This is a genomic window from Streptomyces nidicola, assembly GCF_050106155.1.
In the GTDB taxonomy this organism is placed as follows: Bacteria; Actinomycetota; Actinomycetes; order Streptomycetales; family Streptomycetaceae; genus Streptomyces.
This window is the reverse complement of the sequence record NZ_JBNBPI010000001.1, coordinates 2444502-2467661: the sequence shown is the minus strand read 5'-3', so window position 1 is coordinate 2467661 and position 23160 is coordinate 2444502. Positions and strand designations below refer to the sequence as shown.

At 70.9% G+C, this 23160-nt stretch carries 21 protein-coding genes and 1 pseudogene; 10 read left to right on the top strand and 12 right to left on the bottom strand.

Annotated features, from left to right (window positions below):
* The first annotated feature begins 80 nt into the window (after positions 1–80).
* Together ACOKM3_RS11360 and ACOKM3_RS11355 are read left to right on the top strand one after the other, a co-directional pair.
* Positions 81–1232, top strand: coding sequence for a PucR family transcriptional regulator (locus tag ACOKM3_RS11360; protein ID WP_426899499.1), 1152 nt, complete (start codon positions 81–83; stop codon positions 1230–1232).
* Positions 1233–1270: 38 nt separating this feature from the next.
* Entirely contained in the window at positions 1271–1609 is a 339-nt protein-coding gene (locus ACOKM3_RS11355; protein ID WP_426899497.1) for a thioredoxin family protein, read from the top strand.
* A 16-nt stretch (positions 1610–1625) separates the two neighbouring features.
* Here ACOKM3_RS11355 and cutA read toward each other — a convergent pair whose 3' ends face one another.
* Together cutA and ACOKM3_RS11345 are read right to left on the bottom strand one after the other, a co-directional pair.
* The gene (gene cutA, locus ACOKM3_RS11350; RefSeq protein WP_426899495.1) at positions 1626–1952 is read right to left on the bottom strand and encodes a divalent-cation tolerance protein CutA; all 327 of its coding nucleotides are present in this window, start codon (positions 1950–1952) and stop codon (positions 1626–1628) included.
* A 28-nt stretch (positions 1953–1980) separates the two neighbouring features.
* The gene (locus ACOKM3_RS11345; protein ID WP_426899493.1) at positions 1981–3243 is read right to left on the bottom strand and encodes a PucR family transcriptional regulator; all 1263 of its coding nucleotides are present in this window, start codon (positions 3241–3243) and stop codon (positions 1981–1983) included.
* Positions 3244–3434: 191 nt separating this feature from the next.
* Between ACOKM3_RS11345 and ACOKM3_RS11340 the strand changes: the two genes are divergently transcribed.
* A complete protein-coding gene (locus ACOKM3_RS11340) occupies positions 3435–4301 on the top strand; it encodes an SGNH/GDSL hydrolase family protein (RefSeq protein WP_426899491.1) in 867 nt (288 codons plus the stop codon).
* An 11-nt stretch (positions 4302–4312) separates the two neighbouring features.
* Here ACOKM3_RS11340 and ACOKM3_RS11335 read toward each other — a convergent pair whose 3' ends face one another.
* Positions 4313–4612: a helix-turn-helix domain-containing protein gene (locus tag ACOKM3_RS11335; RefSeq protein WP_426899489.1), complete on the bottom strand. Its 300-nt coding sequence runs from the start codon at positions 4610–4612 to the stop codon at positions 4313–4315.
* Positions 4613–4863: 251 nt separating this feature from the next.
* On the opposite strand from ACOKM3_RS11335, the pseudogene ACOKM3_RS11330 reads away from it, so the two are divergent.
* Positions 4864–5568 (top strand): annotated as a pseudogene (locus ACOKM3_RS11330) (L,D-transpeptidase); the annotation flags it as partial.
* Positions 5569–5800: 232 nt separating this feature from the next.
* On the opposite strand, the gene ACOKM3_RS11325 reads toward ACOKM3_RS11330, so the two are convergent.
* Both ACOKM3_RS11325 and ACOKM3_RS11320 read right to left on the bottom strand, forming a co-directional pair.
* Positions 5801–6739, bottom strand: a complete 939-nt coding sequence (locus tag ACOKM3_RS11325; protein ID WP_426899487.1) for a choice-of-anchor P family protein — start codon at positions 6737–6739, stop codon at positions 5801–5803.
* 299 nt (positions 6740–7038) lie between these two features.
* A complete protein-coding gene (locus ACOKM3_RS11320; protein WP_426899485.1) occupies positions 7039–8199 on the bottom strand; it encodes a magnesium and cobalt transport protein CorA in 1161 nt (386 codons plus the stop codon).
* A gap of 119 nt (positions 8200–8318) precedes the next feature.
* Between ACOKM3_RS11320 and ACOKM3_RS11315 the strand changes: the two genes are divergently transcribed.
* On the top strand, positions 8319–9422 hold the full coding sequence (locus tag ACOKM3_RS11315) for a winged helix DNA-binding domain-containing protein (RefSeq protein WP_426899483.1): 1104 nt from the start codon (positions 8319–8321) through the stop codon (positions 9420–9422).
* A gap of 9 nt (positions 9423–9431) precedes the next feature.
* Here the strand turns inward: ACOKM3_RS11315 and ACOKM3_RS11310 are convergent, their stop codons facing one another.
* On the bottom strand, positions 9432–10076 hold the full coding sequence (locus tag ACOKM3_RS11310) for a LysE family translocator (RefSeq protein ID WP_426906766.1): 645 nt from the start codon (positions 10074–10076) through the stop codon (positions 9432–9434).
* Positions 10077–10232: 156 nt separating this feature from the next.
* On the bottom strand, positions 10233–11039 hold the full coding sequence (locus ACOKM3_RS11305) for a helix-turn-helix transcriptional regulator (protein ID WP_426906765.1): 807 nt from the start codon (positions 11037–11039) through the stop codon (positions 10233–10235).
* A gap of 147 nt (positions 11040–11186) precedes the next feature.
* Here ACOKM3_RS11305 and ACOKM3_RS11300 point away from each other — a divergent pair, with 147 nt between their 5' ends.
* Positions 11187–12728: an AMP-binding protein gene (locus ACOKM3_RS11300; protein WP_426899481.1), complete on the top strand. Its 1542-nt coding sequence runs from the start codon at positions 11187–11189 to the stop codon at positions 12726–12728.
* 41 nt (positions 12729–12769) lie between these two features.
* Here ACOKM3_RS11300 and ACOKM3_RS11295 read toward each other — a convergent pair whose 3' ends face one another.
* On the bottom strand, positions 12770–13447 hold the full coding sequence (locus ACOKM3_RS11295; RefSeq protein WP_426899479.1) for a ScbR family autoregulator-binding transcription factor: 678 nt from the start codon (positions 13445–13447) through the stop codon (positions 12770–12772).
* A gap of 231 nt (positions 13448–13678) precedes the next feature.
* Between ACOKM3_RS11295 and ACOKM3_RS11290 the strand changes: the two genes are divergently transcribed.
* A complete protein-coding gene (locus tag ACOKM3_RS11290; RefSeq protein WP_426899477.1) occupies positions 13679–14509 on the top strand; it encodes an AfsR/SARP family transcriptional regulator in 831 nt (276 codons plus the stop codon).
* Between the two features lie 54 nt (positions 14510–14563).
* On the opposite strand, the gene ACOKM3_RS11285 is transcribed toward ACOKM3_RS11290, so the two are convergent.
* The gene (locus ACOKM3_RS11285) at positions 14564–15007 is read right to left on the bottom strand and encodes an iron chaperone (RefSeq protein WP_426899475.1); all 444 of its coding nucleotides are present in this window, start codon (positions 15005–15007) and stop codon (positions 14564–14566) included.
* A gap of 55 nt (positions 15008–15062) precedes the next feature.
* Positions 15063–15677, bottom strand: a complete 615-nt coding sequence (locus tag ACOKM3_RS11280; RefSeq protein ID WP_426899473.1) for a VOC family protein — start codon at positions 15675–15677, stop codon at positions 15063–15065.
* Positions 15678–15928: 251 nt separating this feature from the next.
* Here ACOKM3_RS11280 and ACOKM3_RS11275 point away from each other — a divergent pair, with 251 nt between their 5' ends.
* The gene (locus ACOKM3_RS11275) at positions 15929–17539 is read left to right on the top strand and encodes an AMP-binding protein (protein WP_426899471.1); all 1611 of its coding nucleotides are present in this window, start codon (positions 15929–15931) and stop codon (positions 17537–17539) included.
* Positions 17540–17563: 24 nt separating this feature from the next.
* On the opposite strand, the gene ACOKM3_RS11270 is transcribed toward ACOKM3_RS11275, so the two are convergent.
* Positions 17564–18070 carry a GNAT family N-acetyltransferase gene (locus ACOKM3_RS11270; RefSeq protein WP_426899469.1) on the bottom strand — a complete coding sequence of 169 codons (507 nt, stop codon included), beginning with the start codon at positions 18068–18070 and terminating at the stop codon, positions 17564–17566.
* A 100-nt stretch (positions 18071–18170) separates the two neighbouring features.
* A complete protein-coding gene (locus ACOKM3_RS11265) occupies positions 18171–18863 on the bottom strand; it encodes a hypothetical protein (protein WP_426899467.1) in 693 nt (230 codons plus the stop codon).
* A 289-nt stretch (positions 18864–19152) separates the two neighbouring features.
* Here ACOKM3_RS11265 and gcl point away from each other — a divergent pair, with 289 nt between their 5' ends.
* Together gcl and ACOKM3_RS11255 are read left to right on the top strand one after the other, a co-directional pair.
* Positions 19153–20940 carry a glyoxylate carboligase gene (gene gcl / locus ACOKM3_RS11260; protein WP_426899465.1) on the top strand — a complete coding sequence of 596 codons (1788 nt, stop codon included), beginning with the start codon at positions 19153–19155 and terminating at the stop codon, positions 20938–20940.
* Between the two features lie 1226 nt (positions 20941–22166).
* Positions 22167–22769, top strand: coding sequence for an erythromycin esterase family protein (locus ACOKM3_RS11255; RefSeq protein ID WP_426899463.1), 603 nt, complete (start codon positions 22167–22169; stop codon positions 22767–22769).
* Positions 22770–23160: the final 391 nt, after the last annotated feature.

Genomic DNA, 23160 nt, shown 5'->3' with positions numbered 1-23160 from the left:
GCCTGCTGTGCCTCAAGGCGTAAAGTCCTGACCGCAGGACGTAAATCTGGCCGACCGAATTGTTCGCAGGGAACAAAAGCGTGAACCATGCAACCAGGAGGGCCAGCGAACTGGCCCTGGACGAGACGACGGTCACCGCACTTCGGGCCGCGCTCAGGACCACCGCCGACGAGATCGTCCAGGCGATCATCGACGAGGTCCCCTCCTACGCCAACGCCCTCTCGGGCAGCATGGGCGGCACCATCCGCCGGGCCGTCCGCACCGCCCTGGGGCACTACCTGGACCTCGCGAGCGGGAACGTCACGGGCGGCGACGGAGGTGACGCGGCCTACGAGTTGGGCCGCGGCGAGGTGCGCGACGGCCGTTCGATGGACGCGCTGCTCAGCGCCTACCGCGTCGGCGCCCGCGTGGCCTGGCGATGCCTGGCGGCGGGTGCCGTCCCCGCGGGGCTGCCCGCCGCCGAGGTCGCCAAGTTCGCCGAGCTGACCTTCGCCTACATCGACGAGCTCTCCGCCGCGAGCGCCGCGGGTCACGCCGACGAACTGGCCGCCCGGGGCAGGGCCCACGAGCGCCACCTGGAACATCTGGCCCGCGACCTCCTCGCCGGCGCGAGCCCGGACGTGCTGCTCGCCTCCGTGCAACGGGCCGGGTGGCAGCCCCCGGATTCGCTGACCGCGGTCCTGCTGCCCGCCGCCCAGGCCAGGCCCGCCTACCGCACGCTCGACCCGAGCACCCTCGTCCTCGACGATCTGCCGGACTCCACCGGTGTGTTGCTCGTTCCCGATGCCGACCGGCCACATCTCCTGCGGCAGCTGACCGACCGCACCGCCGTGGTCGGCCCGGCCCGGCCATGGGCCCGAGCGTCCGCCTCGTACGAACGAGCCGTACGCGCGCGCTCCCTCTCCCCGGACATCCACGACACCGAGGACCACCTGCCGGAGCTGGTGCTGAGCGCCGACGCGGACGCGTTCGCCGACCTGCGTGCCCGGGCCCTCGCACCGCTCGCGACCCTGCCCGTGGCGACCGCGCGGCGCCTTGAGGAGACGCTGCGGGAGTGGCTGCTGCACCAGGGCAGGCGGGACGAGGTGGCGGCCGCGTTGTTCGTCCATCCACAGACGGTCCGGTACCGGATGTCGCAACTGCGGCAGCTGTTTCCGGATCTCGCGTCGCCGCAGCGGGTCCTCGAACTGACGCTGGCGGTCGGTCTGCGCGAGGGACGGCGCGGGGGATGATGGGGACGGAACGACGGGACGTGAGGCTAGGGGCTTCCATGACGAAGCGGGTGCACCGACCCCGTGAGGACGCGGAGTTCGATTTCATCCTCGGGATGAGCGGAGTTCCTGTCCTCGCGTACTTCACCGGGACGTGGCCCAAGGCGATCGAGCCCTGCCGCGTGATGGACCTCGTCGTGGGTGGCATCGCCGACGAATACGAGGACCGCCTGACGGTCGTCCGCGCCGACATCACGCGTTGTCCGGCCGCGACCGAGCGATACGGGATCACCGGGGCCCCGTCGTTCGTCCTCCTGAAGGAGGGGGAGGCGGTGGCGCACGGCACGGGGCCCATGAGCACCGCCGAGGTACGGAAGTTGCTGGACGGCCACCTCTGAGCGCCGCCGGCTCCCGCTACTGCGGGCGAGTCTCCTCGACCACCCAGGAGAGGTACGCGTCGGACCCTCCGGTGACGGGCAGGGTGATCCACTCGGGAACGTCGTACGTGTGCTCGTCCGCCACCCAGGCTTCCAGCTCCGGGAGCCGGTCACGGGTGGTCTTGTAGGAGATCCGCCACTCCTGGTCGGTCTCGATCGCATCCTTCCAGCGGTAGACCGCGCTGATGGGCGCGTCGATGTGGGCGCACGCCGCCAGCCGCCTCTCGACGGCACCTCGCGCCAGGCCCTTCGCCCGCTCCTCGTCGTCGATGGTGGTCTGCGCGATCACGAACTCGCCGGTCATACGGATACCTCTCGGGTGCGGGGCAGCCTCAGTGCTGCCCGGTGTCGGGGGCCTGCCGGAGCGTACGGCAGGTGAGTGCGGCGTGGAGGGTGGGTACGTCGGCGGGGCGGGTGGCGTCCAGGCCCGTCAGGTCGGTGATCCTGCGCAGCCGGTAGAGCACGGTGTTGGGGTGCACGTTGAGGTTCTGGGCCGTGCGGCGTCGGTCCGCGTCGTGCCGCAGGTAGGTGCTGAGGGTGAGCAGCAGGTCGGTGTGGCCGTGCAGGGGGTCGAGGAGCCGGGCCATGTGGTCGCGGGCCGGGCCCGGCCGGGAGAGCTGGTACTCGATGGCCAGGTCCTCCAGCCGGTAGAGGCCGGGCGGCCGGGCCGAGGCGGTGGCGATGTGGGTCAGTTCGGCGGCGACGGGGCACGCCTCGGGGATGTCGCGGGGGAGCGCGGGGACGACCGCGGCGTGGACGGGACTGCCCGCGGCCCGTTCGAGGTGGGCCGTCAGCTGTGCGGTGTGGTCCCAGTGGGCCGGGGTGAGGCCGTCGGGATCGGTCTCGCAGGGCAGCAGGGCGATTCCGCCGTCGGTGGTGAGTGAGGTGAGCGCGGCACCTCGGGTGTGCAGGTCGAGTTCGGTGCGTACGCGGCGGAGCTTGCGCTGAGCGGCGACGGCCGGGTCGACGTCGGGGGCCCGCTCGTCCGGGTGCGGGGCGAGGGCCAGGGAGAGGACCAGGTAGCCGGGCGGCAGGGTGAGGCCGGTCCCGCCCGCGGTCGCCGCGTCGGCCCGGCCCTCCAACAGGGCGTTGAACAACAGCTGTTGGGCGCTGTGCCGCTCACCGGCCGTGGACCGCATCTCCTGGAGATAGCCGGCCGTGACGGCGGTGGTGACGAGTTGCAGGTACTCCAGGATCAGCCGGTGCAGCGTGGTGAGAGCCGCCACGTCCTCGCCGCGCGCCCTGGCCGCGACCTCGTCCACGCACAGGCGGGCACCGAGGAAGTAGGCGGCCACCACCGCCTCGGCGGGCAGCCCTTCCTCGGCGCGCCGCGCGGCCGAACTGCTCAGCTCGGCGAGCTGCTCGGGGCCGGGCATCGTGCCGTCGGCCAGTACCCGGGCGAAGTCATTGATCCCGCGCCGGACCATGCGCGTGACATCGCCCGTGAGCTGTTCGGCGGGAAGTGTGCCGTAGACGGGGAGCCGCACCCGCAGCCGTTCCACGACCTCCCCTTGGAGCCGGTGCAGGGAGCTCAGGAGGTAGTGCTGGAGGTCTTCGCCGCCGACGGTGATGCCGTCGGGTTTGTACGCAGCCACAAAACACCTCGCGAAACGCTGTTCTCCCGACCGGAAGCGGGGAGCCGGGGCGCCGACATGATGTATCCCACCACAAACTTACCGGCCGGTAAACGGCAGGTCCGCCTGGCTGTCCGCCTGTCTGCCCGCCGGGCGAGAGCCGCGTCCACCGGTGCGTTCGCGCGCACCGCCGACCCCCTCGAAGGAGCCCCGTGTTCTCCCGTTCGCGCGCCGTGCTGACAGCCGTCATCGCCGCATCCGCCCTGGCGACTCCCGCCGCCGTCCCCACGGCCACGGCCGCGGACGCCGACCCCCTCGACTACGTGGCGATGGGGGACTCGTACGCCGCCGCCCCGCTGGTGCTCCCGACCGACACCTCCAACCTGCTGTGCCTGCGCTCGCTGGCCGACTACCCGCACATCGCGGCCAAGGCGCTCGGGGCGAAGCTGACCGACGTCAGCTGCTCGGGCGCCACCGCCGAGCACTTCAGCACGCCCCAACACCCGGGCACCGCACCCCAATTCGACGCCCTCGACGAGGACACGGACGTCGTCAGCATCACCGTCGGCGGCAACGACACCAACCTGGTCGCGGCGACCCTCCGCTGCGTCAACGTCGCGGCCAAGCCACTCGGCAGCAGCTGCGCCGCCGCGTACACCAAGGGCGGCGTCGACACACTGAAGGCCGACATCGACGCCTGGGCGCCGAAGTTCGCGGCAACTCTGGACCGCGTCGACGAACTGGCCCCCAACGCCGACGTGTTCGTCATCGGATACGGCAACTACATCCGCCCCGGCGGCTGTTTCCCCACGCAGCCGATCTGGGACGTCGACGCCACCTACATCCAGAACACGGTCAACCACCTCGGCGCCACGTTGAAGAAGACGGCTCAGGCACACGGAGCGACCTTCGTCGACACCTACCCCCTCGGCGTCGGCCACGACAGCTGCGCGGCACCCGCCGACCGGTACCTCGAAGGCCTGGTCCCGACACACGTCGCCGCTCCGCTGCACCCCAACGCCGCCGGCTCGAAGGCCATCGGTGGAGCCGTTGCCGCGGCGGTGCGCGCCTCCTCCTAGGTCCAGGCGCATCAGCGTTCCGTGCGAGTTCTCCGAAGCCTCGGCTGCTGCGGCATCGCGGACAACTTCGCCGGGGACGCCACACCGCTCTCGTACTCCACGGTGACGGTGATCCGGGCCCCCAGCGCGCTCGCGTACAGCTGCATCGTCTCGAGGTCGAGTATTTCGCCGGCTTCTATCTGCGCCGCCCACAGCCGGGAGATTCCCGCGGCGGCGGCCACCTGCCCCAGTGGTGCTCCTTGTTCCTGGCGGATCTGTCGCAGGCGTCGCCCCAGGATGTCGGACGAGGCGTAGCGGAGGGTGACGTACATGATCTGGCTCCGATGGGGGTGTCTGGAGGTACAGGGGCGTGTGGCCCTTGTGGCGTGAGACCACCTGAGTGGCGCTGCATTACGCCTATCCAGCCATTCATTTCATGTGATCTGAGTCACCCCACCCTGCGCCGTGCAGCTCGGCCATGTGGAGCAGTTGTCCGGCGCCTCTGTCCGGCCCCGATTACAACCGAGGAGGTATCTCGTTTCTCAACCCCCCTTCGCAGGGAGGAAGGTTGGTGTGCGTCGTGGTGTCGCGTCGTCTGTCCACCGCCGCCGGGCTGGTCGTCACTTCCGCGGTCCTGACCGGTCAGTTACTGGCCTCCACGGCCGCTCACGCTCAGCCGCTCCGGCCGGTGTCCGCGCCGGAGAAGTCCTGCACGGCGCCTTCCGGGGCGTATCAGTGGCAGTTGGAGAAGAAGCTGGGGCTGCCGCGGGACGGTGTGCAGTCGACCGCGGACTGTGTCGCCATCCGTAAGCTCCAGCAACGCTTGGGCATCAAGCCGGCCGACGGCCGGGCCAACCTCAAGACGTACCGGATGCTCCTCGTCCACGAGGTCAGGAAGAACCCCAACGCCCAGGGGAAGTGCCCGGTCCGCTCGTACCGGGTGACGTGTGTCGACCTCGACCGGCAGATCCTGTGGGTGCAGAAGGGGCGCAAGGTGGTGTTCGCGCCGGTGCCGATCCGCAGCGGCAAGCAGGGGTACGAGACCCGGCGTGGCTGGCACAAGATCTATCTGAAGCACGCCCGGCACTTCTCGACCCTCTACAACAACGCGCCCATGCCGCACTCGCAGTTCTTCGACGGCGGGCAGGCCCTCCACGGCACGTACTCCGACCTGTTCAAGTCGGGTTCGCACGGCTGCGTGAACATGTACGCGGCGGACGCCAAGCGGCTGTTCAACCTGCTGAAGATCGGTGACCGGGTGTACGTCTGGGGCACCAAGCCGGGCACCGGCAAGCGCGTCGGCGGCGTGCTCCCGGACGACGTCCTGATCGCGCAGGGCTTCGGCTCGGACCGGATCGCCGAGGACCCGACGGCGGACGAGCCGCCGACGGAGGCGCAACTCAGGGCGGCGCTCGGGTAGTTCGACCGTCGCCCTCCGGCCCACCGGGGCGACGCACATGGAAGCGGGCGGGTGGGGCGGCTTCGCGGCCGCCCCACCCGCCCGCTCTACGGGCCGGGTGTCAGGCCTTCTTGCCGGACTCCTCCGGGATCACGAAGCGCACGTAGCGGTGGTTGCCGTCGACCACGATGCCGGCCTTGCAGCGCTGGCCGGGCGTGCGGTATCCGTCGGGCACGTCCGTGACGCACACCTGGTAGGTGGCGGCCGGCAGGGACGGGAAGGTGCAGCTGCCCGTCGAGTTGCCCGTGCAGGACGGGGCGGCGGCGCGCGGCTTGCCCTTCTTCAGCTCGAAGGCGACACCGGGAACCTTGTCGCCGCTCTTGTCGACAGCGGTGCCGGTGATGGCGCCCCTCTTCTCGGCCTTGCCGGCCTTGCAGGTGGCCGAGGCGATGACCAGGTCACCGGCGAGCGGCGTCGACGACGCGACCTTGACGTGCACGGCGTTGACGGTCAGCGAGCCGTCGCTGTTCTTGATCTGCTCGTTGAGGACGACGGACCCGAGGCCGGCCGGCAGCGTCAGCGAGGTGTTCGGAGCCGGGTTGGCGGGGAACTCCACGTCGCCGATGCCCGCCGGGGTCTTCGCGGCGCCGTTGACGACGCTGACCTTGCCCATGGGGGCGGCGCCGGGCGCGGCCGCACAGGTGGTGGTGATCGCGTCGGCGCCGACAGAGGCGGCGGTGAGGTCCACGGCGGCCTCGGCCGTCCGGGCCGTGGACTTGGTGGTGCCGTCCGTGGCGTTGCCGGTCGAGGTGGTCTTGACGGCGTTGACGGAGCCGATCGACCCCAGAGCCACCTTGGCCAGGTTGCTCTCCGGCGGTCCGCCCGGGTAGGCGGACTTGACGGTCTCGGGGACGCTGACGACGGAGCCCAGCGTCGCCTTCACGCCGTAGGCGGAGCTCTCACCCGCCGCGGCGTGGGCCGTACCGGCGGTCGTCGCGACGAGCGTCGCGGCGAAGACGGCACCGAGTGCGGTACGACCTGCCATCTTGACTGAGGCCATGAGGTTCCCTTCGTGAGGAGCAAGGACGCGCTGCACCACTGGGCGACGGCCGCCCGGTACACGCGCGCACTGCCTGGCTGCCGGGCACATCACCCGACGTCGCCCACTGGTACCCGGTTGTTCCGGCAGTTCCTCCGATACGCCATCGAATGGTGTGTTTATTCACTCCGGCGGCGAAATCGGGCGCGACGCGGCCGGGTTTCGGGGTTAGGGAGCCGGCACGCGCATCGCCGAGGGGGCCGTTCGCCGTCGTGCGCGGCCCAGCAGCCATTTCGGGGCGCATAGTTGTTCAGAGTTGTTCAGAGCCAGTCGCGCCGCTTGAAGATGAAGTACAGACTGACGCAGACCGTGGCCATCAGGGCGATCGAGAGCGGGTAGCCGAGCACCCAGTGCAACTCCGGCATGTGGTCGAAGTTCATGCCGTAGACCGTGCCGACGAGGGTGGGGGCGAAGAGGATGGCGGCCCAGGAGGAGATCTTCTTGATCTCCTCGTTCTGTTCGAAGCCGGCCTCCGCGAGGGCCCGCATCTCCGCGTTCTGCTGCTGGGTGACCAGGGTCGCGTTCACCGTGAGGATGTCGGCGAGGGCCTGGCGGAAGGAGTCGACGCGTTCGCTGGTGTGCGTGACGTGGTCGGCCACGTCCCGGAGGTAGCGCTGCAGCTCCTCGTCCGTGCCGTACTTCGCGAAGCCCGCCATCAGGGCGTGCAGCATGCCGACCAGGGGGCGGGTCGCGCGCTGGAACTCGACCATTTCCCGGGACAGTTCGTAGATGCGGCGAGAGACGGCGGGGGCGCCGGAGAAGACCTCCGTCTCGATCTCGTCGACGTCGTTCTGGACGCCGGACACCACCGGCGCGTAGCCGTCGACGACCGCGTCCAGGATGGCGTAGAGGACCGCCTCCGGACCGAGCCGGAGCAACTCGGGGGTCGCCTCCATGCGGCGGCGGACCGCCGAGAGGTCGGGGGCCGCGCCGTGCCGGACGGTGATGACGAAGTCGGGGCCCACGAACACGTGCAGCTCGCCGAAGTCGACCTCCTCCTGCGCGTCCAGGTAGCGGGCCGCGCGCAGGACGACGAAGAGGGTCTCGCCGTAGCGCTCCAGCTTCGGGCGCTGATGTGCCTCCAGTGCGTCCTCGACCGCGAGGCCGTGCAGGTCGAACTCGGCTGCCAGCGACTTGAGTTCCGAGTCGGAGGGGCGGGCCAGGCCGATCCACGCCATCGTGCGCGGCTTCTCGCGCAGCTGCCGGTAGGTGTCCGTGAGGGTCTCCGGTGTCGCGACCCGCACCCCGTCCCGGTACAGCGCCGCGTTCACCACGCTGTCCTGGTCCTGCGGCGCCGGGGCGGTCGCGGGCGCGGTCGGCGGATCGGCGGGTGGGGGTGCCTGGTCGGTCGACCGGCGCCAGGAGTAGCGGCGCGCCCCACCGTGCCCGTTCCGGTCGGCTCGTCCCTGCCGTCGTGGCATCGCTGCCTCCCTCCATGGTTACGCTGCCGGGGTCCCCGGCAGCGTAACCAGCGAAGGTGACGCCACGGTGCAGCGCATCGCGGACCACATCTGACCTGGTTTCCCGTTACCTTCCCCGTATGACGACGAAGCCGATGACCGCCCGCGCCCTGGGACGCGCCACCCTGGAGCGCCAACTCCTGCTCACTCGATGCTCGTTGAGCGCAGAAGGTGCCATCGACCGGCTGGTCGGGCTGCAGGCGCAGGAGGTCAGGCCGCCGTATCTCGCGCTCGCCGCGCGCCTCGCCGGCTTCACCCCCGCCGCCCTCTCCACCGCCCTGGAAGAGCGCCGCGTGGCCCGGCTCGTCACCATGCGCTCCACCATCCATATGCACACCGCCGACGACTGCATGACGCTGCGCCCCCTCGTGCAGCCCGCCCGCGACCGGGAGCTGCGGATGTTCCGGGGCGGCCTCGTCGGCGTCGACCTGGACCGGCTCACCGACCTGACCCGGCGCTACGTCGAGGAGGAGCCGCGCACCCCGAAGGAGATCCGGGAACTGCTCCTCGGGCACTGGCCCGATGCCGACCCGCAGGCCCTCACCATCGCGGCCCGCGGCCGCCTCCCCCTCGTCCAGGTCACACCGCGCGGCCTGTGGCGGCGCAGCGGCGGGGTACGGCTGACCACCGCCGAGCACTGGTTCGGCAGGACCACCGAGCCGACGCCCGCCCCGGACGACACGATCCTGCGCTACCTCGGCGCCTTCGGTCCCGCCTCGGTGAAGGACTTCCAGCAGTGGGCCGGCATCACCCGGACCAAGGAGGCCTTCGAGCGGCTGCGGCCCCGGCTCGTGACCCTCCACGACGAGCACGGCGTCGAGCTGTTCGACCTGCCCGACGCGCCCCGCCCCGACGAGGACACACCCGCGCCGCCGCGGCTGCTCGCCGAGTTCGACAACCTCCTCCTGTCGCACGCCGACCGCACCCGCGTCATCCACGAGGCCGACCGGGGCCGCAACTGGCAGGTGAACACCGCCTACCTGACGTTCCTCGTCGACGGATTCCTGGCCGGTCTTTGGACCCTGAAGGAGAACGGGGACGCGGGCAGCGCGCTCACCCTCGAACCCTTCCGGACCCTCACGCGCATCCAGCGGGACGAACTCGTCGCCGAAGCGGAGCGCACCGCCGCCGTCCTGGAGGCCCCGGGACCGGCCACCGTGGACTTCGGCACCGTCCGAAGGTGAAGGTGAACGTCAGTCCGCGCGGCCCGTCGCCGCCACCGTCACGCCGAGGCCTATCAGCGCGAAGCCGCCCGTCCCGCCGATCATCGAGAGCCGCCGGTCCGAGCGCGCGAACCAGGTGCGCGCCGCCGACGCCGTGAGCCCCCACAGCGTGTCGGTGACCAGGCCTATGGAGATCGGGATCAGGCCCAACAGGAGCATCTGCGTGGTGACATGACCCACGTCGTGGTTCACGAACTGGGGGAGTACCGCCGCGAAGAACACGATGCCCTTCGGGTTCGTGACGCCCACGATCACTCCGTCGGCCACCGTGCGCAGATCGCCGCGCGGTGGTCCCGCCGGGCCGCGGATGTCCGAGGCCTTCAGGTCGCGCCGGTGCCGGAACGCCTGCACGCCCAGGTACACGAGGTATGCCGCGCCCGCCAGCTTCACCGCCAGGAACAGCGTCGCCGACCGCTCCACGAGCGCGCCGATCCCGAGTGCCACCGCCACCACCAGCAGGTACGAGCCGACGACATTGCCGAGCGCCGTCGCCACCGCCGTACGCCGCCCGTGCGCCAGCGCCCGCCCGATCACGAACAGCACGCTCGGCCCCGGAACCACGATCACCAGCAGCGACATCGCCGCGAACGCCAGGTACCGGTCCATCGACACCATGTCCGCCATGGTCCTCGCCCCCTCCCGCCTCGTCCCTCAATGCACACAGAACCCCACGCGGAACCGCACGCAGAGCCGCACGCCGAACCCCACGCAGACCATTGAAGCCCGCGCCACTGACAATCGCCGGACCCCACCATCCGCCCGCCGCCACCCCTACGGCAACAGCCCCGCCCGTCGAGCCGCCACCACGGCCTCTCCCCGCGTGTGCGCGCCCAACTTCCGCATGGCGGAGCGGAGATACCCCTTCACGGTCTCCGGGCGCAGGCCGAGCCGCTCGCCCGCCCCCGCGTTCGTCGCGCCCGCCGCCACGCACGCGAGCACGTCCACCTCGCGCGGCGTGAGCCGCACCGGCGCCTCCGCGGGCCGCACCGGATCCGACGCCAGGGCCAACTTGCCGCACACCGCGAGCAGCTCGCTCCGCAGCCCGGGGTCGACGAGCTTCGGCGCGAGCGCCCGCAGCGCGCCGTGCGCCTCCCGGACCTCCTCCCACGCCCCGGCGTCCTCGGCGGCCGGGGTCCGCGTGACGGCCAGCAGGGACTGGACCTCGTCGCGCACCACCAGCGCCTGCTCCACGTCCCGCGCCGCCGCCATCGCCGCGTCGAGCGCCCGGTCGCCGAGCGGCCGGGCCGCGCGCAGCGCCCCGTACAGGACACCCCGCACCCGGCGCCGTACGACGACGGGCACCGCGAGGACCGAGTGCAGGCCCTCCGCCGCGACCGGGGCGTCGTACTCGTGGCTGATGTGCCGCGAGCCCTGGTAGTCGGTGACGGCGCACGCCCTGGCGAGGCCGAGCGCCTTGCCGCCCAGACCGTTGCCCGCCACCACGCCGAGCCCGCGCAGCGAATCGGTCGCCGCCCCGCTGAGTTCGGCGATCCGCACCTGCGACGCGCCGGTGGTCAGCCCGCCGAACGCCACGGGAAGCCCCGTGCCCCGCCGCAGCCGCACCAGAGCAGCCCGCATCTCGACCGCCTCGGCCGTTCCTGCGCCCACCGTCCATCACCTCGCCGCGCACCGTTCACCCCCGTATGGGGGTGGTGAGACCTGCGTCACTCCCTACACGATGGCAGACACGGCCCGCGACGGTACGACTGTGGAGAGGCGACGACGATGCGTGTACCCATGACCATCACGGATTTCCTGGAGCGGGCGGAGCTCGGCTTCCGGGACAGCGTCGGCGTGGTGGACGAGCCGGACCAGCCCGCGCCCGCCGTCCCCACGGCGACGTACGGGACGTTCGCCGAACGGGTCCGGGCCTGGCAGGCCGGGTTCGACGCGCTGGGCGTGGGGGAGGGGGAGCGGGTGGCGGTGGCGAGCCACAACTCGGCCCGTCTCCTTGAGCTGTTGTTCGCGCTCCCGATGAGCGGGCGGATCTGCGTGCCGCTCAACTTCCGTCTGAAGCCGGACGAGGTCGAGTACATGACGCGGCAGAGCGGCGCGTCCGTCTTCCTGGTCGATCCGGAGCTGGACGGTGCGCTGTCGGGCGTCAAGGCGCGGCACCGTTTCGTACTCGGTGAGCAGACGGAGACGGAGCTGATGCGCTTCGGCGTCGAGCCCCGCCCGTGGTCCGCGCCGGACGAGGACGCGACGGCGACGATCAACTACACGTCCGGCACGACCGCCCGCCCGAAAGGCGTGCAGCTGACCCACCGCAACATCTGGGTCAACGGCCTGACGTTCGGCCTGCACACGCGGGTGTGGGAGCGGGACGTCTACATGCACACGCTGCCGATGTTCCACTGCAACGGCTGGGGCATGCCGTACGTGATGGCCGGCCTCGGCGTGAAGCAGGTGGTGCTGCGGAAGGTGGACGGCGCGGAGATCCTGCGCCGGGTGGACGAGCACGGGGTCACGCTGATGTGCGGGGCGCCGGCGGTGTGGAAGGCGGTCCTGGACGCGGCGGTGGACTGGCAGGGGCCGGTTCCCGGCCGGGACCGGGTGCGGGTCGTGTGCGCGGGCGCACCGCCGCCGAGCAGGCTCATCCAGCGCGTGGAGGAGGAGTTGGGCTGGGAGTTCACGCAGATCTACGGCCTGACGGAGACGTCCCCGCTGCTGACGTTCAACCGCACCCGCCCGGACGACGCGCACCTGCCCGGTGAGGAACGGGCGCGGAAGCTGGCGCGGGCGGGACTGCCCGCGCTCGGGGTGAAGCTCGATGTCTCCGGCACGGGCGAGGTGCTGGCCCGGTCGAACACGGTCCTGGACGGCTACTGGGACAAGCCCGAGGAGAGCGAAGTCGCCCTGGAGAACGGCTGGTTCCACACGGGCGACGGCGGGGCGGTCGACGAGGAGGACGGCCACCTGACGATCTCGGACCGCAAGAAGGACGTGATCATCACCGGTGGCGAGAACGTCTCGTCGATCGAGGTGGAGGACGTGGTCTTCCGGCACCCGGCGGTGGCCGAGGTGGCCGTGATCGGGGTGCCGAGCGAGAAGTGGGGCGAGACGATCAAGGCCCTGGTGGTCCTGGCGGAGGGCGAGTCGGTCTCGGAGGCGGAGATCATCGCGCACTGCAAGGAGCGGATGGCCGGATACAAGGCGCCGACCAGCGTGGAGTTCCGGGACTCGATCCCGCGGACGGCCACCGGGAAGATCCAGAAGTTCAAGCTGCGCGAGCCGTACTGGGACGGGTTGGAGCGGGGCGTGAACTAGCACGTGAACCAGCACTGCGGCGGCCGGCCCGGCGGGGACGCTCAGCCGGCCGCCGAGGGGGCGGACTCCCGCTGACTCCGCTCCCGCAGTTCCCCCAGCTCCGTGAAGACCTTCTCCCCGCGCCCGTCCGCGAGGTCGACGGAGGCGAGTACGGAGGACAGCGCCACGCTGGGCAGCAGATGGCGCAGCAGGACGGAGATGCGGTGCTGAAGATCCCGGTAGTCGCACAGTGCCTGGGACATCGCCTGGACGCCGGCGAACGAGCCCACCATCACACCGGCGGTCTCCTTCGGCTGCACGTGGGGGAGGAGCTCACCCTGCGCGTGGGCGGCGTCGAGGGTCTGCGTGATCGACTCGGCCCAGCGCTCGAAGGCGACGCCGCGGTCGAGGCCGAGCGCCTGCTGGTCGAGCGAGAGCCGCACCCCGGCCCGGACGATCGGATCGGTCTGCAGCCGGTATGCGTGCAGCATGCCGATGTCGACCAGTTGCTGCACCTTGCAGGCGCGGGGGACGGACATGTCACCGTCCTGCGCCGACAGCACGCCCTGGGCGAGATGCTCCTTCGACTGGAAGTGGAAGTAGAGGGCGCCCTTGGTCACGTCGGCCGCCGCGAGGATCTCGTTGATGGTGGCCGCCTGGTAGCCCCGTTCCTCGAACACGACGGCGGCCGCGGAGAGGATCGCCTGTCGGGTGCGGATCGCGCGGTCCTGCATCGCCATGTCCGCTCTCCTTACGTGCCCCTGAGGCACCACTAAAAAAACCGTCCAGTTTGTATTCTGAGAGCGTACGTCATCGATCGGTCGCCCACATCCCTGAGGTGTGACGGCGGCCCGGCCGGGATCGGGCCGCTCCAGCGCGCGCTGCGCCAATTGACAAACCGTCCGCGCTGTTTTTTTATCGAGGCAGGTTCAGCTGCGGGTTCGGATGTCACAGTCCACAGGGGAGACACGATGGACATTGAAGTGCTGGGTTCGCTGTCGGTGCGGGAGAACGGCATCCCGATCGTCCCCACCGCGCCGAAACCCCGGCAGGTGCTGGCGCTGCTCGCACTCAACGCCGACCGCGTCGTCCCCGTCTCGACGCTGATCGAGGAACTGTGGGACGACAACCCTCCCCGCAGTGCCCGCACGACCCTCCAGACCTACATCCTCCAGCTGCGCGAGCTCATCGCTGGCGCCCTGCTGCGCGGCGGTGACGCGGACACCGGCGCCAAGGGCATCCTGGCCACCCTCCCCGGCGGCTACCGCCTGCAGACGCGCGGCGGCACCATCGACCACCAGGAATTCGAGCGCCGCGCGGGCGCCGGGTACCGCGCCATGGACGCCGAGGACCACCCGGCGGCGGCCCGCAAGCTGAGCGACGCGCTCGCTCTGTGGACCGGCCCCGCACTCGCCGACGTACAGGCGGGCAGCCGGATCGCCCTGGAGGTCAGCCGGCTGGAGGAGAGCCGCCTGTGCGCCCTCGACCAGCGCATCGAGGCCGATCTGCGCCTGAGCCACCACCGCGGTCTGCTGTCCGAACTGACCGTGCTGGTCCAGCAGTTCCCCATGCACGAGAGCCTGCACGGGCAGTTCATGCTCGCCCTCTACCGCTCGGGCCGCCGCGGTGAGGCCCTCAACGTCTACCAGCGCCTGCGCACCACCCTCGTGCGCGAACTGGGTCTCGAACCCTCCGCGGCTCTCGGCAGGCTCCAGCGCGGCATCCTCATGGCGCACCCCGAAGCCGGCGCCCTGGCCGTCCCCGGGGCCGGTTCCGGCCGTCGCCCCGTGCGCACCGGCTGACCGCGGGCGGGCGACGGTCCCCGTCGGGTGGCCCGGCTCGTCGTACGGCCGTCGTCAGCTCACGGCCTGCTCGACCAGGGCCGCGATGCGCTTCTCGTCGGCCTCCGTCAGCTTCGTGAGGGCGAACGACGTCGCCCACACATTGCCGTCGTCGAGCGCCGCCTGGTCGCTGAAGCCGAGCGTGGCGTACTTCGACTTGAACTTGGCCGCGCTCTGGAAGTGGCACAGCACCTTGCCGTTCTTGGCGTAGGCGGGCATCCCGTACCAGAGCTTGGGGGTGAGTTCGGGGGCTGCGCTCGTGACGATGGCGTGGATGCGTTCGGCGAGCAGCCGGTCGTCCTCCGCCATGTCGGCGATCTTCGCGAGCACCTCGGACTCCGTGTCCGCCTTGGAGGCGCGCGAGCCGCGCTTCGTCTCCTTGGCGCGGTCCTTCATCGCCTCGCGTTCCTCGGCGGTGAAACCCTCGTGCTTCTCGGCTGCCTTCTTCGTGGTCGCCATGTCACATGTCCTTTCGTGGTGGGGGAACGGTGTCGCGAGCGGCTGGAGCCGGGGGTCAGGCGGCTTCCCAGACGAAGCCGTCGGGGTCGGTGAAGGCGGCGCCCGTACTGCCCAGGGCGATGCCGTGGGAGCCGGAGCCCTCGGGGTCGACGCCGAGGTCCTTGGCCAGGCCCCGGCGCTTGTAGAGGGCCAGCTTGACGGGGCTGGAGTCGGCGGCCTTGAACTCCGCGTACTTGCCGCCGAAGCTCTTGCCTGCGGTCAGGCCGTGCTCGACGTAGAACTGCTTGCTCGCCTTGACGTCCTCGACGCCGAGCAGCAGGACGGTCTCGTCGATGTTCCGGGTCGCCGGACCGCTGTTCTTCTTCGCGGAGGTCGCGACCTTCCAGATGGTTCCGTCCGGCGCCCGCAGCACCCCGCCGTAGCCCCACAGGGACTTCTCGGCGGGCTTCAGGGCCGTGGCACCGGCGGCGAGGGCGGATCCGATGAGGCTGTCCACATCGGCCGGCTGGGAGACGGTCAGCGCCAGCGTGAACCCGCGAAAGCCCTCCGACGGCGACTGGGCGGCCCGCAGCCGCAACGTCGAGGAGTCCAGGCCGAACGCTTCCTTGTAGAACTGGGCGGCGGCCGCGGGGTCGGCCGCCTCGAGGGTGACGGATGCGATGGAAGTCATGCCGTTCAAGCTAGGTCCGAGGTGCCCGCCACGGCTTCTTCATTCGTGCTCGATGCGAGGGGCCGTGGACGGGGGCTGTGGTCGTCCTCGAGCGATCCTCGAGCGGGCCACGACGCGATCACGGCGGTCCGGTGTGGCAGGCATGTGCGGAAGGGGCGACGGCCGAGCGGTGCTCGGTGCATGCTGGAGCCGATGCCGCGAGAGGCCACCGCCGAGGAGGCGGCCGCCACGTACCACGAGGAGGATTTCCGGTGACCGCACTCTCCTACGCGCACGGGACCAGCGAGGTGCCGCTCCTCGGCGACACGGTCGGCGCCAACCTGCGCAAGGTCGTCGAGGCCTGGCCCGGGCGCGAGGCACTCGTCGATGTGCCGAGCGGGCGCCGCTGGACCTACGCCGAATTCGGAGCCGACGTCGACGAGTTGGCGCGCGGGCTGATGGCCCGGGGGATCGCCAAGGGTGACCGCGTCGGCATCTGGGCGGTCAACTGTGCCGAGTGGGTGCTCGTGCAGTACGCGACCGCGCGGATCGGCGCCATCATGGTGAACATCAACCCCGCCTACCGGGCACACGAGTTGGCGTTCGTGCTCAAGCAGTCGGGTGTCTCGCTCCTCGTCTCGTCGACCGAGCACAAGGGCACGGACTACCGCGAGCTGGTACGGCAAGTGGCGCCCGAATGCCCGCGGTTGCGCGACCAGGTCTTCATCGGCACGGACAGCTGGGACGCCCTGGTGGCGGCAGCGGACGGTGTCACGGACGGTCAACTGGCGGCGCGGGAGGCCGAGTTGTCGTGCGACGACCCGGTCAACCTCCAGTACACCTCCGGCACGACCGGCTTCCCGAAGGGCGCCACGCTCTCCCACCACAACATCCTCAACAACGGGTACTGGGTGGGGGAGACGGTCGGCTACACCGAGCAGGACCGGGTGTGTCTGCCCGTGCCCTTCTACCACTGCTTCGGCATGGTGATGGGGAACCTCGGCGCCACCTCGCACGGCGCGTGCGTCGTCATCCCCGGCCCGTCCTTCGAACCGGCCGCCACCCTGCGCGCCGTGCAGCAGGAGCGGTGCACCTCGCTGTACGGCGTACCGACCATGTTCATCGCGGAGTTGAACCTGCCAGACTTCGCGACGTACGACCTGAGCAGTTTGCGTACGGGGATCATGGCGGGGTCCCCGTGCCCGGTCGAGGTGATGAAGCGGGTCGTCGCCGAGATGCACATGGCCGAGGTCTCCATCTGTTACGGCATGACCGAGACGTCCCCCGTCTCCTTGCAGACGCGCCGCGACGACGACCTGGAGCGCCGCACCGGAACCGTCGGCCGCGTCCTGCCGCACATCGAGGTCAAGGTGATCGACCCGGTCACCGGTGTCACGCTGCCGCGCGGCGAACCCGGTGAGCTGTGCACGCGCGGGTACAGCGTGATGCTCGGCTACTGGGACGAGCCGGAGAAGACCGCCGAGGTCATCGACGCCGGCCGGTGGATGCACACGGGCGACCTCGCGGTGATCCGCGAGGACGGCTACGGCCAGATCGTCGGGCGCATCAAGGACATGATCATCCGCGGCGGCGAGAACATCTCCCCGCGCGAGATCGAGGAGTTCCTCTACGGGCACCCGAAGATCGCCGACGTACAGGTCGTGGGCGTGCCGCACGAGAAGTACGGCGAAGAGGTGCTCGCCTGTGTGATCCTGCGCGACCCCGCGGACACGCTGACCCTCGACGAGGTGCGCGCCTTCTGTCGCGACCGGCTCGCGCACTACAAGATCCCGAGCCGGCTGCGCCTTCTCGAACGGTTCCCGATGACCGTCAGTGGGAAGGTCCGGAAGGTGGAACTCCGAGAGGGGTACGGGGAGTTGTAGAACCAGCAACCGCAGTGAGGGGGCTCACGGCTCCCTTCGCATGCACACCCTGGGCCACCGGTCCAGGCCGTGCTCGGCCTCGGCCGCGCGGATGGCGCGCAGCCCCGGTGTGAGCTCGGCCCCGGAGAGCCGGCGGAAACCGAGGCGCTCGTAGTACGGGGCGTTCCACGGGACGTCGGCGAACGTGGTGAGGGTGAGGCCGGTCAGGCCTTGGTCGCGCGCGCAGTCGGCGGCGCGCGCGATCAGGGTCTGGCCCACGCCGCGGCGGGCGGCGTCCGGGTGCACGGTGACCTGCTCGATGTGGAAGGCGTCGTCGACGGGCTCGGCGACCAGGTAGGCGACCACGGTCCCGATGTCCTCGGCCGCGACCCAGGCGTGTCCCGCCCGCCGGAACCGGTCCAGTTCGGCGACCGTGGGCGGCGCGTCGTCGGCGATCGCGGCCATGCCGACCGTACGGAAGATCTCGCCCGCGGCCGTCTCGATCGCCTGGAGGCGGGGGAGGTCGGCGGGTTCGGCGCTGCGAATGATCACCCGGGAAGTATGCCGAGGTGGGTGCGCCGGGTCACCGGAATTACGTGCCGGGTGCCTATGTGGCGCGCGTCCATGTGCCGTACGGCTATGTGTCGCGTGCCTACGTGCCGCCCGCGATCAGCTCGTCCGCCGGGCTGTTCACCGGCTGCGGCACCCCGGCGAGGTCGAGGACGAACAGCGGGACGCCGAGGGCGTCGGCGCGGGAGCCTGCCTCGTCCGCGTAACCGGCCAGCGAGAAATAGGCGCAGGCCGCGGACTCCGTCATCGACTGCAACCACAGGCACTCCACATCGCGCAGCGTCGCGGGCCGCACCGACGGCTCGACCTGGACGACGACCCCGCGCGCCGCCAGCCCGATGCCGGAGGGCGGTCGCTGATCGGCCCTGCGTACGTCGTCGTAGCCGAGCCAGCGCAGATACAGCGCCACGGCCGTCACGGCGTCGCGTGCGGTGCGGATGGCGACGGGCTGGAACGCGGGGCGCGGCGGAGCGGCCGTGCGCGGCAGCGGGATGTGGGCGGGCGCGGGCGCCTGGTCGTCGTGGACGGGGACGCGCAGCACCGAGCCGCAGGCGCAGCCGAGCTCCGGCCGGGGCCACCGGTCGTGCCGCCCGCACATGGGGCAGCGCAGCGTCACCCAGTCGTCGTCCCACGTGCGCTCGGAGACGGGGACGGGGGCGGCGCCGCGCACCATCGGCGGCGCGACGGGCGCGCCACAGGCGCAGGGCAGGGCCTGGGGTGCGTACAGATGCTCGCGCCGGCAGGTGGGGCAGCGCAGATGGGTGGGCTCGGCCATGGCAACTCCCCCTCGGTCCTGCCCCGGACACGGATCGACGTCCGTCTCATCATCCACCTTGACGGCCTCCGAAGCGCCCCTCTACATTGCTTCCATATAGCAGAACCTAGTTTCCGCATCGTGAAAGTGGTCGGGAGGTCGATCGGGAAGCGAGCGCGGGACTAGGCGACGGAATTCAGAGCTCGCCGCGGGGCGCGACGGGAGCGCGAATCCGACAGCCACAGCCGTAGCCGTAGTCGTGCAGCTGCACAGCAGCCGTACACAGTCACAGCAGGAGTCGGGAGCACTCATGGCTCGAATGACCGCCGCCCGCGCGGCCGTTGAGATCCTCAAGCGCGAGGGCGTCAGCAACGCGTTCGGCGTGCCCGGTGCCGCCATCAACCCCTTCTACAAGGAGCTCAAGGAGAGCGGTGGCATCGACCACACGCTCGCCCGCCACGTCGAGGGTGCCTCGCACATGGCCGAGGGCTACACCCGGGCCAACCCGGGCAACATCGGTGTCTGCATCGGCACTTCGGGTCCCGCCGGGACCGACATGATCACCGGCCTGTACTCCGCCACGGGCGACTCGATCCCGATCCTGTGCATCACGGGTCAGGCGCCGAGTCACCTGCTGCACAAGGAGGACTTCCAGGCCGTCGACATCGCCTCGATCGCCAAGCCGGTCGCGAAGATGGCGGTGACGGTCCTCGAGGCCGCGCAGGTCCCGGGCATCTTCCAGCAGGCCTTCCACCTGATGCGCTCGGGCCGTCCGGGCCCCGTCCTCATCGACCTGCCGATCGACGTCCAGCAGACGGAGATCGAGTTCGACCCGGAGACGTACGAGCCGCTGCCGGTCTACAAGCCGGCCGCGAGCCGCGCGCAGATCGAGAAGGCGGTCAAGCTCCTCGTCGAGTCCGAGCGGCCGCTGATCGTCGCGGGCGGCGGCATCATCAACGCGGACGCGTCCGACCTGCTCGTCGAGTTCGCCGAGGTCACCAACACGCCTGTCATTCCTACGCTGATGGGCTGGGGCACGATCCCCGACGACCACGAGCTGAACGCGGGCATGGTGGGGCAGCAGACCGGTCACCGGTACGGCAACGCCACGTTCCTGGAGTCGGACTTCGTCCTCGGTATCGGCAACCGGTGGGCCAACCGGCACACCGGGTACAAGCTCGATGTCTACCAGGGCGAGCGGAAGTTCGTGCACGTTGACATCGAGCCGACGCAGATCGGCAAGATCTTCGCGCCGGACTACGGGATCGCGTCCGACGCGAAGGTCGCGCTCGAGCTCTTCGTCGAGGTCGCGAAGGAGCTGAAGGCCGCCGGCGAGCTGCCGGACCGCTCCGCGTGGGTCGCCTCGCATCTGGAGCGCAAGGAGACGCTGCAGCGGCGTACGCACTTCGACGACATCCCCATGAAGCCGCAGCGCGTCTACGAGGAGATGAACAAGGCGTTCGGCAAGGACACGCGGTACGTGACGACCATCGGTCTGTCGCAGATCGCGGGTGCGCAGATGCTGCACGTCTACAAGCCGCGGCACTGGATCAACTGCGGCCAGGCGGGGCCGCTCGGCTGGACCATCCCGGCCGCGCTCGGCGTCTCCAAGGCCGACCCGGACACGCAGGTCGTGGCACTCTCCGGCGACTACGACTTCCAGTTCATGATCGAGGAACTGGCGGTCGGGGCGCAGCACCGCATCCCGTACGTCCATGTCCTCGTGAACAACGCCTACTTGGGCCTGATCCGCCAGGCCCAGATCGGCCTCGACATCAACTTCCAGGTCAACCTGGAGTTCGAGAACCAGAACAGCCCCGAGCTGGGTGTCTACGGTGTCGACCACGTCAAGGTCGCCGAGGGGCTCGGCTGCAAGGCGATCCGCGTGACGGATCCGAACGAGCTGGGTACGGCTTTCGAGCAGGCCAAGAAGATGGCCCAGGAGTTCCAGGTCCCGGTCGTCGTCGAGGCGATCCTGGAGCGGATCACGAACATCTCCATGAGCCCGACGGCCGACATCAGCGCGGTCAAGGAGTTCGAGGAGCTGGCCACGGAGCCGGGCCACGCGCCGACGGCCATCCGGCCGCTGAAGGTCTGACGCGGAGCCCTGCGGCTCACTGCGGGGCTTGCGGTGGGGCGGGCCCCCGGTTCCAGGTGAACCGGGGGCCCGCGCTTGGTTGTACGGGTGGTTCGTTGCGCGGCACCGCCCTTGCCCGGCCACACCGGCGCCCGCCCGCCGCCTCCGGGGGTTTCGGCACTCCGGGGCCCGGGATGGAGCCGGGGTCGGCGCCTGTGGCGTTGGGTGCGCGGCACCGGGGTTCTGGTCCTGTGCCGGGGTTGGCGTCTGCGTCGCCGGTGCGCTGCGCCGGCCCACGCTCCGGCTGCGCCGACACCCGCTCATCTCCCACCCGCCCGCCCCCCTCCCGGGGCTTCGGCATCCCGGGGCCCGGGGCGGCGGTCGGGGGTGGCGGCAGCGTGATGGCTGTGCGGCACCGGCCCCTCTCCGGGGGATCCGGCGCGGTCCTGCCTTCCGGCTGTGCCGGCCCCGTGCGTGGCGCCATGGCAGGGTCGGGGCCTCACGTGCGTCGTGCGCGGCACCGCTCTTGCCCGCCTGCACCGGCGCCCGCTCGTCTCCCACCCGCCCGCCCCCTCCGGGGGCTTCGGCCTCCCGGGCCCCCGGCGCGGTGTCGCGGGTGGCGGCAGCGCGATGGCTGTGCGGCACCGCCCCCTTTCCGGGGCCCAGTGCGGCCCCCATCCCTTCCGGCTGCGCCGGTCCCGTGCGTATCGCCATGGCAGGGCCGGGCCTCACTGGTGTCGTGCACGGCACCGTCCTTGTCCGGCTGCGTTGACCCCGTGCGTAGCGCCATGGCAGCGCCGGGTCTCACGTGTGTCGTGCGCGGCGCCGCCCCCTGGTCCGGCCCCACGGGCCCGCGCGAATCGTCATGGCAGGGCCGGGGGCTCACGGGTGTGGGGTGCAGGGCCGCCCGTTCCGCTGCGCTGACGCGTGCTCATCTCTACCCGCCCGCCCGCCCCTCCGGGGAGGCCCCTGCTCCGTGTCGAGGCCGGCGCGGTTCGGTTGTGGTGCCCGGCACCGTGTGCGGCCTTGCCTGCCACCCCCTGTCCGCTCAAGGCGAGACGCCAGCACGGCGCTTGACCTCAAGCGTTCTTGAGGTCGGACGATCTCCTCAAGTGGTCCGCAAGAGGCGGAGCTTGGAGGGGAAGGGCGGGCCCATGGAGACGGCTGCGGCTACGGCGATGGCGACGGCTGGCGAGTGGATCGAGAGGTACTCCCACTCACTCACGTCCAGGAAGCCCCACGAACCGTTGGACGAACTGCGACCGCTCGCCCCGCTGGTGCGTGACGCCAAGATCGTGGCGTTGGGGGCCGCCGCCCGGCAGACGCGTGAACTGTCCGACGTGGCACACCGCATCGTGCGGCTGCTGGTGGAAGAGGAGGGCTTTCGGAGTCTGGCCCTGGAGGGCGACGACCCGGGTCGGCTCGGCCTGGACGTCTACGTTGCCACCGGTGAGGGGGACCCGCGTGCTCTGCTGGCCGGGGCGCGGTCGTTCTGGCGGACCGCCGAGATCCTCGAACTCGTCCGCTGGATGCGGTCCTACAACCAGCGTCACGCGGGCGACCCGGTACGTTTCGCGCGGCCCCTCGCCGAACCGGTGCGCCACCCCACGCGGCTCGACGGCCTGGCCGGACTGGAACGCGAACTCGCCGACAACGCGGCCTGGTGGCAGCGGCACAGCGGCGACAAAGTCGTCTACTGGGGCGGCATCGCCCACACGGCCGTCGGTGACCCGCGCACCGTTTCTTCCTCCGAGCCCCCGCAGACGCACCGGAAGATGGGTGCGTACCTGCGTGAACTGCTGGGACAGGACTACCGGTCCGTCGGCCTGACCCTGGCGCACGGTTCCTAGGCGCAGGGGCCACTTCCGCACGGTTCCCTTGCGCACGGTTCCGTTGGGCGGCTCCCGGCCGCTCCGCCCCCGGACTTCGTCGACAGTCTGCTCGGCGTCGCCGCCGGGGACAGGGCTGGTACCTCCTGGACCTGGGTGTCCCGCGTCCCGCCCACGTCCGCCGCTTCCTGGACGATCCGGCCCGCACCCGGTTGATCGTGCCCGGCTCCTGCCGTAAGCCCCTGCCGTAGGCAGCCGAAGAGCCCCGGATACGGACCGTCGTATCCGGGGCTCTGGTTCGGGATGTGGTGGGAGGTGGGGGTGTTGCCGTCCGACGGCGCGCGACTGGCGGAACATGCATGCGCGCCACCGGACGGAGATCGGGGAAAACGGGACCCCAACAGGCAGGCTC

Bases quoted from the DNA above. Each gene is read 5' to 3' on its own strand.
- ACOKM3_RS11355 (WP_426899497.1), top strand. From the start codon at position 1,271: ATGACGAAGCGGGTGCACCGACCCCGTGAGGACGCGGAGTTCGATTTC.
- cutA (WP_426899495.1), bottom strand. From the start codon at position 1,952: ATGACCGGCGAGTTCGTGATCGCGCAGACCACCATCGACGACGAGGAG.
- ACOKM3_RS11335 (WP_426899489.1), bottom strand. From the start codon at position 4,612: ATGTACGTCACCCTCCGCTACGCCTCGTCCGACATCCTGGGGCGACGC.
- ACOKM3_RS11325 (WP_426899487.1), bottom strand. From the start codon at position 6,739: ATGGCCTCAGTCAAGATGGCAGGTCGTACCGCACTCGGTGCCGTCTTC.
- ACOKM3_RS11320 (WP_426899485.1), bottom strand. From the start codon at position 8,199: ATGCCACGACGGCAGGGACGAGCCGACCGGAACGGGCACGGTGGGGCG.
- ACOKM3_RS11315 (WP_426899483.1), top strand. From the start codon at position 8,319: ATGACGACGAAGCCGATGACCGCCCGCGCCCTGGGACGCGCCACCCTG.
- ACOKM3_RS11310 (WP_426906766.1), bottom strand. From the start codon at position 10,076: ATGGTGTCGATGGACCGGTACCTGGCGTTCGCGGCGATGTCGCTGCTG.
- ACOKM3_RS11305 (WP_426906765.1), bottom strand. From the start codon at position 11,039: ATGCGGGCTGCTCTGGTGCGGCTGCGGCGGGGCACGGGGCTTCCCGTG.
- ACOKM3_RS11300 (WP_426899481.1), top strand. From the start codon at position 11,187: ATGCGTGTACCCATGACCATCACGGATTTCCTGGAGCGGGCGGAGCTC.
- ACOKM3_RS11295 (WP_426899479.1), bottom strand. From the start codon at position 13,447: ATGGCGATGCAGGACCGCGCGATCCGCACCCGACAGGCGATCCTCTCC.
- ACOKM3_RS11290 (WP_426899477.1), top strand. From the start codon at position 13,679: ATGGACATTGAAGTGCTGGGTTCGCTGTCGGTGCGGGAGAACGGCATC.
- ACOKM3_RS11285 (WP_426899475.1), bottom strand. From the start codon at position 15,007: ATGGCGACCACGAAGAAGGCAGCCGAGAAGCACGAGGGTTTCACCGCC.
- ACOKM3_RS11280 (WP_426899473.1), bottom strand. From the start codon at position 15,677: ATGACTTCCATCGCATCCGTCACCCTCGAGGCGGCCGACCCCGCGGCC.
- ACOKM3_RS11265 (WP_426899467.1), bottom strand. From the start codon at position 18,863: ATGGCCGAGCCCACCCATCTGCGCTGCCCCACCTGCCGGCGCGAGCAT.
- gcl (WP_426899465.1), top strand. From the start codon at position 19,153: ATGGCTCGAATGACCGCCGCCCGCGCGGCCGTTGAGATCCTCAAGCGC.